The following is a 13,755-nucleotide window of genomic DNA, read 5'->3' as shown; positions in this document are numbered from 1 at the left end:
CAAATAGTAGCAACGGATTTTAATCCGTTGATGTAGCAACGACACATATTGTAGCAACGGATTTTAATCCGTTGATGTAGAAATATAAAAGACAATTATGGCAAACACCTATCATCAAGTTTATATTCAGGTTGTTTTTGCGGTAAAATACCGTGAAGCTATTATTACCAATGAATGGAAATCTACATTATTTGGCGTAATTGGCAATTTGATAAATGGAACAGGGTCTAAAACAATAATTGTTAATGGTGTTGAAGATCACGTTCATTGTTTTTTAGGTTTAAAACCAACAGTTTCTATTTCGGAACTAATGAAAACGGTGAAAGCCAAATCATCAAAATATATTAATGACCATCATTTGACCAAATCTAGATTTGAATGGCAGGAAGGTTATGGAGCTTTTTCTTATAGTCATTCTCAAATTGATGCCGTTTACAAATATATTCTTAATCAAGAAGAACATCACAAGAAACAAACTTTTAAAGAAGAATATTTGGAATTTTTAGATAAATTTCAAGTAACTTTTGATGAAAGATATGTTTTTGAAGACTTAATATGAGCCGAGCCTACGGCTCTTTTTTTTATGTTTTATTGTTTTCAACGGATTAAAATCCGTTGCTACAAAATGTACCGAGCCGACGGCTCTAAGAAGCCTGTAAAAATGTAAAAGTTCCGTAGGAACGAGATATCTTGTAGCAACGGATTTTAATCCGTTGGCGTATGATGAAACATATTGTAGCAGCGGTTTTAATCCGTGGGGAAATATTAATGTTGTCATTTTTATGGATTCAAATCATTTAATTTAAATCAATTCTAAAACATTAGTTGATATAAATCAGGTTTGACTATGGATACATTTCTTATCTTTGGCAATCTAAAATTTTAAATACCTTACATTATGGACTTTATATATCAGGATCCTTACCCCATTTTAAAAGACGATACCCAATACCGTAAAATCACGTCTGATTTTGTAAAAACTGAAAAACTAGGCGATAGAGAAATCTTGACAGTTGAACCAAAAGGATTGGAATTATTGGCTCAGGAAGCCTTGAATGACGTTTCTTTTATGTTGCGAACAGCACATTTAGAAAAATTAAAAGCCATTCTTGACGATCCAGAAGCGACGGACAACGATCGTTTTGTGGCTTATAATTTATTGCAAAACGCAGCGGTGGCGATTGACGGTGAATTGCCTTCTTGTCAGGACACCGGGACGGCGATTGTAGTGGCTAAAAAAGGCGAAAATGTATACACAGGTGTCGATGATGCCGAATGGCTTTCTAAGGGGATTTTTAACACTTATCAAGAAAGAAACCTTCGTTATTCTCAGATTGTACCCATCAGTATGTTTGAAGAGAAAAATTCAGGTTCGAATCTTCCGGCGCAGATTGATATTTATGCCAAAAAAGGAGCGTCGTACGAGTTTTTGTTCTTGGCAAAAGGCGGTGGCTCTGCCAATAAAACCTATTTATACCAACAAACAAAATCGCTATTGAATGAAAAATCTTTGGATGCTTTCATTCGTGCCAAAATAATGGATTTAGGAACTTCGGCTTGTCCGCCCTATCACTTGGCTTTAGTGATTGGAGGAACTTCTGCGGAAGCAAATCTAGCTGCCGTTAAAAAAGCCTCGGCAGGTTATTTTGATCATTTGCCAACTTCTGGAAATATGGCCGGTCAGGCATTCCGTGATTTAGAATGGGAGAAAAGAGTACAGTTAATTTGCCAACAAAGCGCCATTGGAGCTCAATTTGGAGGTAAATATTTCACGCACGATGTTCGCGTTATTCGTTTGCCACGCCACGCTGCTTCTTGTCCGGTTGGAATGGGAGTTTCGTGTTCTGCTGATAGAAATATTAAAGGAAAAATCACGAAAGATGGTATTTTCGTAGAACAATTAGAAGTAAATCCGAGCCAATTTTTGCCGGAAATAGCGCCACATTTGGAACCAGCAGTCGAAATTGATTTGAATCAACCTATGGCTGATATTCTGAAAAAACTATCACAATATCCGATTAAAACACGTTTGAAATTGAACGGAACTTTGATCGTAGCTCGTGATATTGCTCACGCCAAAATCAAAGAATTATTGGATGCGGGTAAACCAATGCCAGAATACTTCAAAAACCACCCTGTTTATTACGCAGGACCGGCAAAAACACCAGAAGGAATGCCATCAGGAAGTTTTGGACCAACAACAGCGGGTAGAATGGACGTTTATGTAGAAGAATTCCAAAAGAATGGAGGCAGTATGGTGATGCTTGCCAAAGGAAACAGAACTAAAACCGTTAAAGATGCTTGTAAAGCTTACGGTGGATTCTATTTGGGATCTATTGGAGGTCCTGCGGCTATTTTGGCCAAAGAGAACATCCTTTCGGTTGAAGTAGTTGATTTTGAAGAATTAGGTATGGAAGCCGTTCGAAAAATCACCATCAAAGATTTCCCTGCTTTTATTATCACCGACGATAAAGGAAATGATTTCTTTGAGAATTTGTAATCGTTAACCTAGCTCAAATTTAAAACCTCAAATTCGCAAATTTCATTGAAATCTGCGCATTTGAGGTTTATTTTTAGTTTTGTTTTTGTAAAAAGGAGGTTTTTTAATACCTAAAATTTTTAGCAAAACTCGTTGAAAGCATCTTTCAAATTGTCTGCTATCATTTCAGCAGGTCGTCCTTCGATGTGATGACGCTCTAGCATATGAACCAATTCGCCATCTTTGAACAAGGCAATGCTTGGCGATGAAGGAGGAAAAGGGAACATATGTTGTCTCGCAGCATCAACAGCTTCTTTATCAACTCCAGCAAAAACAGTCACTAAATGATCTGGTTTTTTGGTGTTGTCTAAACTCATTGCCGACCCTGGGCGAGCATTTCTTGCAGCACAACCACAAACCGAATTTACAACCACTAATGTTGTTCCTTCTGTTTTTATTGCGGCATCTACCGCTTGGGCACTATGTAAATCTTGAAAACCAACGGAAGTTAATTCAGCTTGCATTGGTAAAACCATTTCTTGTGGATACATATTTTTATTTTTTTAGATTAAAATTAGAAAGTGGCAAAGTTACAAAGATTCAAACCAAGTTGTAAGTTTGAATAATAAAGTTTTGTTATAGTTTGATAGCATCTTCTAACTAGGTTTTAAATCGAAACGAATAGCCCAAAGCAAGGTAATATTCCGGAGAATTGGCCGATAAACCAAATCCTCCTGAAACATCAAATTGATGATTAGGATTGAATAAATAGGTCAAACCGAGATCAAACCGGTGATCTGCCTCCCCAATTTGTGGTATAAATCCATAGAATTCGATGTAAGCCCCTATCTTTTCCGTCAACGAATATCCTGTTGTTAAGGTGTAGATAAAAGTGGGTTTTTTGTCAATTCCATTCCATTCGGCGCCCAAATTATAACTTAGGGTTTGCCTATCGCTTAGGGTGTGTTGCATCGTAAATCGAAATTCAGGATAATAATAATTGGCTCGATAATCACTCGAAGCTACTTCAGGGAATCCAATATGGGCAATCAGTGAAGTGGTTGGAATGATTCCTTTTTCTTCTAAAAGTCTTGTTTTGAAGCCAATTAAAATGGGGTTAATGCCAGAATAATTGAGTTCGTTTTCTCTAGAAATTACAAATTCGGTAATCAATCGCAATTCAAAATAATTGGTGATCCCAAAACGAGTTAAGGTCGAAGGCACAACAATTAGTTCGGATTGGAAATTATTCTTTTCATAGGAAAACCCATTTTCAAGCTGAAAATAGTGTCGGGGTGTAATAAATGGACATTCCGTTTGATCAGGCCTGTCAGTTTGAATAGAAGGTAAATCTTGGGCAATCAAATTGGTGTTTAGAACGGGCAACAAGAATAATAGAAAGAGCGATTTTTTCATTTTTTTCTATTTGAATTATTTTTTAGACAAATCTAAAAAAATAATTACTCATACAAAATCTTTTTGTATATATTTGCCTTACTAATTCAATTTCAGTCATGAGCAAATCTTTAGAAGAAGTAAATCAATCGGTAGCCACACAAAATAAAACCTCGACTTTCAGAAAAATTCTTGCCTTTTTTGGCCCCGCTTATTTAATTAGTGTGGGGTATATGGATCCCGGAAACTGGGCGACTGATATTGCTGGTGGAAGTCAGTTTGGGTATGCCTTACTTTGGGTTTTGTTAATGAGTAATATGATGGCCTTGCTTTTGCAAAGTTTGAGTGCCCGATTGGGGATTGTAACCCAACGTGATTTAGCGCAAGCTTCTCGCGAAACCTATTCGCCTTTTATCAATTATATTCTTTATTTTTTGGCTGAAATTGCCATTGCGGCTTGCGATCTAGCTGAGGTTTTGGGAATGGCAATCGGAATCAATTTATTGTTCGACATCCCGCTGATTGATGCAGTAATTATTACCGTTTTGGATACATTTTTATTGCTTTTCTTAATCAATAAAGGCATCCGAAAAATGGAAGCATTCATTATCGCATTGGTCGCTATCATCGGAATTTCATTTATTTTCGAAATGATTTTTGCCCAACCCGAGATGGGTAAAGTGGTGCAAGGGTTAATTCCGTCGATGCCTAATTCGGCTGCGCTTTACATCGCCATCGGGATTATTGGAGCTACGGTTATGCCTCACAATTTATATTTGCATTCTTCTCTTGTTCAAACCCGAAAATTTGACCGAAGTGTGGCGGGTATCAAACAAGCTTTGAAATACAATTTAATCGATAGTACGATTGCATTGAACCTAGCTTTTTTTGTCAATGCCGCGATTTTAATATTGGCAGCAGCCACATTCTACAAAAATGGAATGTTTGAAGTGGCCGAAATTCAAGATGCGCATCAGTTTTTGGCCCCAATTTTAGGTACAAAATGGGCCCCAATTTTGTTTGCCGTTGCCTTGATTGCGGCAGGACAAAGCTCCACCATTACGGGAACTTTGGCAGGACAAATCGTGATGGAAGGCTATTTAAATCTAAGGATTCAGCCTTGGGTAAGAAGAATTATTACCCGATTGATCGCGATTGTGCCTGCGGTAATAGTTATTTCTATTTTTGGCGAAAGCGTAACCGGAAAATTGCTGATTTTGAGTCAGGTTATTTTGAGTTTGCAATTGGGTTTTGCTATTATTCCGCTGATACATTTTGTATCGGATAAATCAAAAATGAAAGGTTTTCACATTAGTACATTGACTCAAATTGGTTCTTGGATTGTAGCTACCATTATTGTTTCCTTGAATGTAAAATTGGTGTATAATGAAATTGTGGGCTGGCTCGAAACTGCGGAAAATCCAATTGTTTTGTGGCTTACAGTGGTGCCTATGGCTTTCGGATTTTTGATTTTGCTGTTGTATATCGTGTTCAAACCTTTTATAACCAAAACTAAACTTGAATTTCAAAATCACTCTCCACATAATTTAGATCTCCAATTTTCAGATATTGCAAGGTATAATACAAAGCGTATTGCTATTACGGTCGATTTCACTTCTGCCGATGCGGTAGCGATAAACAGTGCCTTTGAATTGGGCGGAATCGAAGCTAAGTACACCTTGATTCACGTAGTAGAAACGGTGGGAGCGATGGTTTACGGTAAGAATATCGAAGATCACGAAACCTTAATTGACGAAAAATTATTGGCCGAATACAAGGAAATGCTTTCTGAAAAAGGATTTAAGGTGAAAACCAAATTAGGTTTTGGCAAACCTTATAAAGTAATTCCAGCGATCATCAACAAAGGAGGTTTTGATGTTTTGGTAATGGGTACGCACGGTCACACGGGTTTCAAAGATTTACTTTTTGGAACTACTGTCGATAAGTTGCGACACCAGATTTCGATTCCGCTATTTATTGTGAAAATTTAAATGAAAGTATTAAAAAAAAGAGTGTTTAGTATGTAATGAGTGTACTTTAAATTATCAATATTCTGATTTATAGTTGTTCAATTATTTTTTTGATACTTTATTTCATTTCTAGCCATTCAATTTCTATTTTGTGAAAGTGCAAAATTTATAAAACCATTGGTAAATCAACCATTATTCAATCCTTACAGTTGAACATAATATTTTCCATTTTCGTAAAAATTTACAATTTCTTTTGTAAACTCATCACGGTAGGCGCGGTGTTTCCTAATTTCTTTTAAATTTGCATTCATATAAAATGATTTTTATGGTTACCCCATTTCAGGGAAGTACAAATATCTTGGTACTTAAAGCTTCAACTTTAATATTTTTTAAATGATAATTTACAACGTTACCACAAACATACACGAAAGTGTTCACGACCAATGGATGATTTGGATGCAACACAAACACATACCGGAAATGCTGGCCACGGGAAAATTCTCTTCGGCCAAAATGGCACGCGTTTTAATTGAAGAAGAAATGGGAGGAATCACTTATTCGGTTCAATACACGACGGACAGCAAGGAAACTTTGCAAAAATATTACTCGGAAGATGCACCAACATTGCGTCAAGAAGGAGGTAAATTATTTGGAGAGAAAATGTTATCTTTCAGAACAGAATTAGAAGTGATTTTGGAGCGTTAAAAAGTGCTCAGTGGTCAGGTTTTAGTGTTCAGTTGAGATGGCAGTATTTAAAGATCAAATCATAATATGCGCCGAGCCTCGGGCTCTTTCTCTCTTGTTTAGCGTTGCTAACTGGACTAAATCCAGCTATACAAAATGTATCGAGCTGCGGCCTCTTTGAATCGCAAAAGTTCCGTAGGAACGATTCATATTGTAGCAACGGATTTTAATCCGTTGATGTGGGAACCAGCAATATTGTAGCAAGGATGCTAATCCGTTGATGTGGGAACCAATAAAATTGCAGCAGCGACCGGAAAGTGATCGTGGTTTATCCGTTGGACAGAAATAAATTTTAGATTGTATTTTAGTATTCAAATTATATAACGTTTCCCCCTTCGCGTCTTTGCGGTAAAATAAATTTAAAATTTAAGCGAGATTGCTTCGTGCCTCGCAATGACAATATGGAAAAAGTAAAAGCCAAAAAACACCTCGGGCAACATTTCTTGAAAGACGAAAGCGTAGCAAAAGCCATTGCCGACACCTTGAGTCTCGAAGGTTATGATGACGTATTAGAAATCGGTCCGGGAATGGGCGTTTTGACCAAGTATTTATTGGAAAAACCAATCAACACCTACGTTATCGAAATCGACACGGAATCGGTGGATTATTTGGATGCCAATTATCCCAAATTGCACGGAAAAATCATCTCTAAAGATTTCTTGAAATACGATGTCAACGAAGTTTTTGGCGGAAAGCAGTTTGCTATTATAGGCAATTTTCCCTATAATATTTCCACACAAATTGTCTTTCGCACTTTAGAATTGCGCGATCAAATTCCAGAATTTTCGGGTATGTTCCAGAAAGAAGTCGCCGAACGCATCTGCGAGAAAAAAGGGAGCAAGACCTATGGAATTCTTTCGGTTTTGGCACAAGCCTTTTACGATACTGAATATTTATTCACGGTCGATGAGCACGTTTTTATTCCGCCACCTAAGGTGAAATCGGGAGTGATGCGCATGCGAAGAAAAGAAAATTACAGTTTGCCTTGCGGTGAAAAATTATTTTTTACGGTGGTCAAAACTGCTTTCCAGCAACGCAGAAAAACCTTGAGAAATAGTTTAAAAACACTAAATTTGTCCGATAGTTTAAGAGAGGACGAAGTTTTTAACCTGCGTCCGGAACAACTTAGTGTCGAGCAATTTATCGCTCTGACCCAAAAAATAGAAGCCGATGGAGTTTAAAATCAGCAAAGAGCTAATTCAAGAATTAGAGCAACTTATTCAAAGTAAAAACGACCAGCAATTGGAAGTTTTATTGAATGATATGCACCATGCTGATTTTGCCGAAATACTAGATGAGGTCAGTATTGAGGAAGCAACCTATATTTTCAAGGTGTTGGATTCTGAAAAAACTGCTGAAATACTTCTGGAATTAGAAGACGATTTGCGCGAAAAAATATTGAGTCGACTGTCGCCAAAAGAAATCGCCGAAGAACTTGACGAACTCGAAACCAATGACGCCGCTGATATTATTGGAGAACTTTCAAAGGATAGAAAAGCGGAGGTAATATCTGAACTGCAAGATATTGAACATGCCAAAGGTATTGTTGATTTGTTGCGTTATGACGAAGATACTGCGGGTGGGATTATGCACAAAGAATTGGTTAAAGTCAACGAGAATTGGAACGTGATGACTTGCGTCAAGGAGATGCGAATTCAAGCCGAAAACATTTCCAAAGTACATTCCATTTACGTTGTTGATGATGATAATAAACTCAAAGGGCGTTTGTCTCTGAAAGATTTGTTGACAGCACCAACAACAAAAACGCCTATCAGTGAATTTTACATTCGAAAACTCAATTATGTAGATGTTGAAACGGCCGATGTCGAGGTGGCTCGAATAATGGATAAATATGACCTCGAAGCTATTCCTGTTGTAGATGAATTAGGGCGTTTGGTCGGTCGAATCACGATAGATGATGTGATTGATGTTATAAAAGATGAGATAGAAAAAAGAGATACCGAAGATATTCAAAAGTTTGGGGGTTTGGAAGCTCTTGAATTACCTTATGTTCAAACTAGACTTTTCGAAATGGTAAAAAAACGCGCCACTTGGCTTGTTGTTTTATTTCTTGGAGAAATGTTTACTGCCTCAGCTATGGGATTTTTTGAAGGAGAAATAGAAAAAGCAGTCGTTTTGGCATTATTCGTACCTCTTATTATTTCGAGTGGCGGAAACTCAGGTTCACAAGCTGCGACTTTGATTATTCGCGCCATGGCATTGAAAGAATTAGATCTAAAAGATTGGTGGTTTGTAATGAAAAAAGAAATCGCTTCCGGATTTTTATTGGGTTCTATATTGGGAATTGTGGGATTTATTCGAATTATGATTTGGCAGCAGACCGGATTGTATCAATATGGAATTCATTGGTTTGCTGTTGCAATGACGGTTTCCATTTCCTTAGTATTTATTGTTTTATGGGGTACACTTTCAGGCTCTATGATTCCCTTTTTATTAAAAAAACTCAAGCTAGACCCTGCCACTTCATCAGCGCCATTTGTGGCAACTTTAGTTGACGTTACTGGTTTGGTCATTTATTTTACAATCGCCTCATTATTATTGAAAGGCAAATTATTATAAAAAACCAGAATTATCTATTAGCGAACAACCAACAACTTAAAATTAAAATGAAAGTACATATTATCGGAGGAGGAAATCTTGGAGTTTCCATCGCATTGGGATTAACTCGATTTTCGAAAGGGCACCAAATCACAGTTACAAGACGAAATACAACAAGCATTCTCTATTTAGAAGAATTGGGTGTGACCGTTTCTAAAGATAACAAACACAACATTCAAGAAGCGGATGTGATAATTCTGACTATAAAACCGTATCAGGTAAGTACGGTCTTGGCAGAAATCCTTCCAGTAATTTCCAATAAAGTAATCGCTTCGGGCGTAAGCGGGTTATCGATTGAATCCCTTCAAAATAAAATAGGCGAATCGAACAGTGCTATTCGAATTATGCCCAATATTGCGGCTCAATTTGGCGCATCGGCAACCTGTATTGCTTTCAATGAAAAACACGCCATTCAAGCTCAAAATGTGGTAGACCTTTTCCAAGATTTAGGAACTGCACCTATAATCGACGAGAAATTGATGGATGCGGCAACGGTTTTGGCGGCTAGCGGAACGGCTTTTGCCTTACGTTATATTCGCGCTTCGATGCAAGCTGGAATCGAAATTGGTTTTGATTGGAAAACGGCTTTGGCCATTTCTGCCCAAACCGTAAAGGGAGCTGCCGAAATGATTATGGAAGAAAATATACATCCAGAACAATTGATTGACCGAGTTACAACTCCACAAGGCTGCACGATTGCGGGATTGAACGAAATGGAAATGCACGGATTCAGCTCGTCACTCATTAGAGGAATTAAGACCTCTTTGAAACAGATTAAGGGATAAAAAATGGTAAAAAATCAAAAAAGGGAATTGACTTTATGTTCAATTCCCTTTTTGTTTTTTATAAACATGCTATATAATCTTTGGTTTTTTAAGTTGTTTTGGGACAGCTTCGTTCAAAGTAAATTTCAGCCAAAGAAAACCCATAGTTCCCGCCACAAACGAGGCAATCAAAATTGCAATTTTAGAATAGGTAATCACTTCCTCTCCGTCATTTTTGAAGGCCAATAGTGTAATAAATATAGACATTGTAAACCCAATTCCACCCAGCATTCCAGCGCCAATAATGCTTTTCCATTTTAAATCTTGTGGCAATGCACACAGACCTAAACTCACGCCAATAAACGAAAAAAGAAAAATTCCCAAAGGTTTTCCCACTACAAGTCCAACAAGAATTCCAATTGAATTGGAGTGGCTCAAACCTTCACTCCAATTCGAATCGATGGCGATGCAGGTATTGGCAATAGCAAACAAAGGCAAAATGATAAAAGCCACAGGTTGGTGTAGCAAATGCTGCAAAATATAAGAAGGCGATTTCTTGCTGCCATCACCAAAAGGAATGACAAATGCCAATAGAACTCCAGTAATCGTTGCGTGAACACCCGAATTTAGCATAAAATGCCACATCGCTACGCCGCCAATTAAATAAGGAATTAGATTGTAAACCTTCATCCGATTCAGAATAAATAAAAACCCCATAATGCCCAAAGCAATGGCTAAATTGACAAATGCAATAGAGGTTGTGTAGAAAACCGCAATCACGATAATGGCTCCCAAGTCGTCAATTACGGCGAGGGCAGTCAGAAATATTTTTAATGAAGCAGGTACGCGACTTCCTAAAAGCGATAAAATTCCTATGGCAAATGCAATATCTGTCGCCATTGGGATTCCCGCTCCGTTTTGGGTTATGGTTCCATAATTCAACAACAAAAATAAACCAGCTGGGACAAGCATTCCGCCAAGAGCACCAAAAATAGGTAAAGCCGCATTCTTGATACTGGACAATTCTCCAAGATAGATCTCTCGCTCTAATTCCAATCCAATCAATAGGAAGAAAATTGCCATCAATCCATCATTAATCCAATGCGTGATGGAATGATGCCCAAATTCTGTGGACCAAAACGAAATATATTGGGTTTGAATGGAGGAATTAGCAAGAATAAGAGACAAAATCGTTACAAAAAGAAGAATAAGTCCGCCTGCTTTTTCGCTGTGAAAGAAGGAGTTAAAGGTTTTTGTTAATTTCATATTTTGATTGTTATTTCTTTTCTATTTAACAAACTTACGCAATTGCAACTCTAAATCCTTGTTAACTATTAATTTACAGACAAAAACGAGCCAGTAATTTGTCATTCTGACGAAGGAAGAATCTCATTTTGTTGATCAGTTTTGTTGGGATTCTTCCTTCGTCAGAATGACAAAGTTATTCAATAAAAATTTAAAATAAAACGGTTTAAATCCATTTACAAATCGAAAAATCGCAATTTTTTTGTTATTTTGGTAAATCAAAATTAGAAATACATTTTATGGACATCAAAATCCTTCATATCGATAGCAATCACCCACTGCTTTGGAATCAATTACAAGAAGCGGGATTTATAAATCACGAAGATTTCACTTCTTCGAAAGCGGAAATCGAAGCCAAAATTCAAGATTATCAGGGAATTGTCATTCGCAGCCGATTCAAAATCGATAAAACATTTTTGGACCAAGCGACCAATTTGCAATTTATTGCGCGAGTGGGTGCCGGTTTGGAAAGCATCGATTGTGAGTATGCATTGTCGAAAAATATTCAACTTATCGCCTCTCCCGAGGGCAATAGAAATGCCGTTGCAGAACATAGTTTGGGAATGATTTTATCACTTTTTAATAATTTGAATCAAGCCGACAGCGAAATAAAATCAGGTCATTGGAACCGAGAAAAAAACCGTGGTCACGAACTCGATGGCAAAACGGTAGGCATCATCGGCTATGGTAATATGGGAAAATCTTTCGCCAAAAAATTGCGAGGTTTTGAGGTTGAAGTTTTGTGTTACGATATTCTGGAAAATGTGGGCGATGCCAATGCCAAACAAGTTTCACTCGAAGAATTACAACAAAAAACCGATGTTTTAAGCTTGCACATTCCTTGGACACCCGAAACGGATAAAATGGTTGATGCCGATTTTATCAATGCTTTTGCCAATCCGTTTTGGATTATCAACACTTCGAGAGGGAAAAATATTGTCACCGCCGATTTAGTCGAAGCGATGAAAAAAGGAAAAATTCTCGGAGCTGGTTTAGATGTTTTGGAATATGAAAAGTTGTCCTTCGAAACACTTTTTACACACAAAGAAACTCCTGTAGCCTTTCGATATTTATTAAAAGCCAAAAATGTAATTCTCTCTCCACACATCGCCGGTTGGACATTCGAAAGTCACCAACGATTGGCACAAGTGATTGTCGATAAAATAAAAGCAAAATACTTTGCGAAACCCAATGAAACCGAGACGGAAAAAAGAGTTACTGGAATTGGCGGGTTTTTCTTTAAAGCCAAAGATTCCAAAGCACTTGTAGCTTGGTATGGCAAACATTTAGGTTTGCAAACCGATGATTATGGGGCTACTTTTTGGTGGAAAGATACTGCTGGAAACGATTGCTCAACCCAATGGTCGCCTTTTGCGAATGACACAAACTACTTCGAGCCAAGCCAAAAAGAGTTTATGCAAAACTTCAGAGTGCACGATTTAGAAAATTTATTAAAAAAATTATCAGAAGAAGGTGTAACAGTTGTAGGAGAAATGGAGACTTACGATTATGGAAAATTTGGCTGGATTTTAGACCCAGAAGGAAATAAAATTGAACTTTGGGAACCAATCGACAAAGCATTTCAATAATTTTTATATTTTTACCTAAACTATTAAAAATCAACCTATGGAAAACACCATTACCGAACATTGGAATCAGCCCAATAACCCAATTCCCGTATTCAAAGTCGATCCAGTCATTGTTTTAATACTCGGATTTATCACTTGCGGATTGTATCATATCTATTGGAATATCAAAGTGGCCGAAGTGTTGAATGCAGTCACAGGCCGCGAAGTAATTTCGTCGCCAATTGCTATTTTTGCAGGATGTTGTTTTCCTATCAACGTTTATTTCTTTTATTTAGCTGGAAGAGAAGGGTTGCCAGAAGTGTACAGACGCATTGGTTATCCGCAAAAAGACGATTCCACCTTATTGATTGTTTTAGGATTTTTCTTCCCGATGGCAGCTGCCATGATTGTTCAAAATGACATCAATAAATTATACAATTAATACCAAGTCAAAACGTAAAATTTACGGAATCATCGGCGCTTTCATAACGTTGATGGTTCCGTTTTTTTTAATCTATTTCGATCAGAATGCGCATCTTGAAACGGATCAGTCTTTGTGTCCGCTGAAAATGCTAAGTGGTTTTCCTTGTCCGGGTTGCGGAATGACAAAATCATTGGTTTATTTTTATGAAGGAGATGTATACAAAAGCTTGTATTTCAATATTTTTGGACCCTTGGTAGTTGCGTTTTGTGTTGCGACAATTATAGTTCTTAGCACAGAATTAATAACCAACAAGGAATATTTCAATCAGCTTCTTTTTAATAAAAAATTGGCCTATGGATTGGCTATTTTTCTAGCAAGTTATCATTTTATTAGAATTATTTATTTTATAAAAAATAATTCTATTGATGATATTTTGCGTCAATCGATTTGGAGGTAAAACCAATAGAATCTAAAATCTGCTCCCGAA

At 37.2% G+C, this 13,755-nt stretch carries 13 protein-coding genes and 1 pseudogene; 11 read left to right on the top strand and 3 right to left on the bottom strand.

All coding sequences use genetic code 11. The features are described from left to right. Positions 1-97: 97 nt before the first annotated feature. Complete coding sequence (gene tnpA / locus E1750_RS10325; protein WP_133276698.1) at positions 98-559, top strand: IS200/IS605 family transposase; 462 nt, start codon at positions 98-100, stop codon at positions 557-559. 339 nt (positions 560-898) lie between these two features. After that, positions 899-2,500, top strand: a complete 1,602-nt coding sequence (locus E1750_RS10320) for a fumarate hydratase (RefSeq protein WP_133276697.1) — start codon at positions 899-901, stop codon at positions 2,498-2,500. Between the two features lie 119 nt (positions 2,501-2,619). Here E1750_RS10320 and E1750_RS10315 read toward each other — a convergent pair whose 3' ends face one another. Beyond that, positions 2,620-3,030, bottom strand: coding sequence for a BrxA/BrxB family bacilliredoxin (locus E1750_RS10315; RefSeq protein WP_133276696.1), 411 nt, complete (start codon positions 3,028-3,030; stop codon positions 2,620-2,622). A 109-nt stretch (positions 3,031-3,139) separates the two neighbouring features. Then, positions 3,140-3,895 (bottom strand): transporter, encoded by a 756-nt coding sequence (locus E1750_RS10310; protein WP_133276695.1) that lies wholly within the window; start codon positions 3,893-3,895, stop codon positions 3,140-3,142. A 98-nt stretch (positions 3,896-3,993) separates the two neighbouring features. Here E1750_RS10310 and E1750_RS10305 point away from each other — a divergent pair, with 98 nt between their 5' ends. From E1750_RS10305 to proC, 5 genes are all read left to right on the top strand, one after another. After that, entirely contained in the window at positions 3,994-5,865 is a 1,872-nt protein-coding gene (locus E1750_RS10305) for an Nramp family divalent metal transporter (RefSeq protein WP_133276694.1), read from the top strand. A gap of 372 nt (positions 5,866-6,237) precedes the next feature. Next, positions 6,238-6,549, top strand: a complete 312-nt coding sequence (locus E1750_RS10300; RefSeq protein WP_133276693.1) for a DUF4286 family protein — start codon at positions 6,238-6,240, stop codon at positions 6,547-6,549. A 440-nt stretch (positions 6,550-6,989) separates the two neighbouring features. Beyond that, positions 6,990-7,769 carry a 16S rRNA (adenine(1518)-N(6)/adenine(1519)-N(6))-dimethyltransferase RsmA gene (gene rsmA / locus E1750_RS10295; RefSeq protein ID WP_133276692.1) on the top strand — a complete coding sequence of 260 codons (780 nt, stop codon included), beginning with the start codon at positions 6,990-6,992 and terminating at the stop codon, positions 7,767-7,769. Beyond that, complete coding sequence (gene mgtE / locus E1750_RS10290; RefSeq protein ID WP_133276691.1) at positions 7,759-9,168, top strand: magnesium transporter; 1,410 nt, start codon at positions 7,759-7,761, stop codon at positions 9,166-9,168. The genes rsmA and mgtE overlap by 11 nt, the downstream gene beginning before the upstream one ends. A gap of 47 nt (positions 9,169-9,215) precedes the next feature. Continuing rightward, entirely contained in the window at positions 9,216-9,992 is a 777-nt protein-coding gene (gene proC / locus E1750_RS10285; RefSeq protein WP_133276690.1) for a pyrroline-5-carboxylate reductase, read from the top strand. A gap of 69 nt (positions 9,993-10,061) precedes the next feature. Here the strand turns inward: proC and nhaA are convergent, their stop codons facing one another. Then, on the bottom strand, positions 10,062-11,237 hold the full coding sequence (gene nhaA / locus E1750_RS10280) for a Na+/H+ antiporter NhaA (protein WP_133276689.1): 1,176 nt from the start codon (positions 11,235-11,237) through the stop codon (positions 10,062-10,064). Positions 11,238-11,515: 278 nt separating this feature from the next. Here nhaA and E1750_RS10275 point away from each other — a divergent pair. From E1750_RS10275 to E1750_RS10265, 4 genes and pseudogenes are all read left to right on the top strand, one after another. Next, positions 11,516-12,454, top strand: a pseudogene (locus E1750_RS10275) (2-hydroxyacid dehydrogenase); the annotation flags it as partial. Beyond that, positions 12,428-12,865: a VOC family protein gene (locus E1750_RS18015; protein ID WP_394346305.1), complete on the top strand. Its 438-nt coding sequence runs from the start codon at positions 12,428-12,430 to the stop codon at positions 12,863-12,865. The pseudogene E1750_RS10275 and the gene E1750_RS18015, both read left to right, overlap by 27 nt. Before the next feature lie 37 nt (positions 12,866-12,902). Continuing rightward, positions 12,903-13,286: a DUF4234 domain-containing protein gene (locus E1750_RS10270; RefSeq protein ID WP_133276688.1), complete on the top strand. Its 384-nt coding sequence runs from the start codon at positions 12,903-12,905 to the stop codon at positions 13,284-13,286. Further along, complete coding sequence (locus E1750_RS10265; RefSeq protein WP_133276687.1) at positions 13,261-13,725, top strand: DUF2752 domain-containing protein; 465 nt, start codon at positions 13,261-13,263, stop codon at positions 13,723-13,725. The genes E1750_RS10270 and E1750_RS10265 overlap by 26 nt, the downstream gene beginning before the upstream one ends. Positions 13,726-13,755 lie beyond the last annotated feature (30 nt).

The sequence above is a fragment of the Flavobacterium nackdongense genome, assembly GCF_004355225.1.
In the GTDB taxonomy this organism is placed as follows: domain Bacteria; phylum Bacteroidota; class Bacteroidia; order Flavobacteriales; family Flavobacteriaceae; genus Flavobacterium; species Flavobacterium nackdongense.
Note: the sequence above shows the minus strand (reverse complement) of the source record. Positions and strands in the feature narration are given on the sequence as shown.

Excerpts from the sequence above, each read along its gene's own strand:
- proC (WP_133276690.1), top strand. The coding sequence starts at position 9,216 with ATGAAAGTACATATTATCGGAGGAGGAAATCTTGGAGTTTCCATCGCA.
- E1750_RS10270 (WP_133276688.1), top strand. The coding sequence starts at position 12,903 with ATGGAAAACACCATTACCGAACATTGGAATCAGCCCAATAACCCAATT.
- rsmA (WP_133276692.1), top strand. The coding sequence starts at position 6,990 with ATGGAAAAAGTAAAAGCCAAAAAACACCTCGGGCAACATTTCTTGAAA.
- E1750_RS10305 (WP_133276694.1), top strand. The coding sequence starts at position 3,994 with ATGAGCAAATCTTTAGAAGAAGTAAATCAATCGGTAGCCACACAAAAT.
- mgtE (WP_133276691.1), top strand. The coding sequence starts at position 7,759 with ATGGAGTTTAAAATCAGCAAAGAGCTAATTCAAGAATTAGAGCAACTT.
- E1750_RS10320 (WP_133276697.1), top strand. The coding sequence starts at position 899 with ATGGACTTTATATATCAGGATCCTTACCCCATTTTAAAAGACGATACC.
- tnpA (WP_133276698.1), top strand. The coding sequence starts at position 98 with ATGGCAAACACCTATCATCAAGTTTATATTCAGGTTGTTTTTGCGGTA.
- nhaA (WP_133276689.1), bottom strand. The coding sequence starts at position 11,237 with ATGAAATTAACAAAAACCTTTAACTCCTTCTTTCACAGCGAAAAAGCA.
- E1750_RS10265 (WP_133276687.1), top strand. The coding sequence starts at position 13,261 with ATGACATCAATAAATTATACAATTAATACCAAGTCAAAACGTAAAATT.
- E1750_RS10310 (WP_133276695.1), bottom strand. The coding sequence starts at position 3,895 with ATGAAAAAATCGCTCTTTCTATTATTCTTGTTGCCCGTTCTAAACACC.
- E1750_RS10315 (WP_133276696.1), bottom strand. The coding sequence starts at position 3,030 with ATGTATCCACAAGAAATGGTTTTACCAATGCAAGCTGAATTAACTTCC.
- E1750_RS10300 (WP_133276693.1), top strand. The coding sequence starts at position 6,238 with ATGATAATTTACAACGTTACCACAAACATACACGAAAGTGTTCACGAC.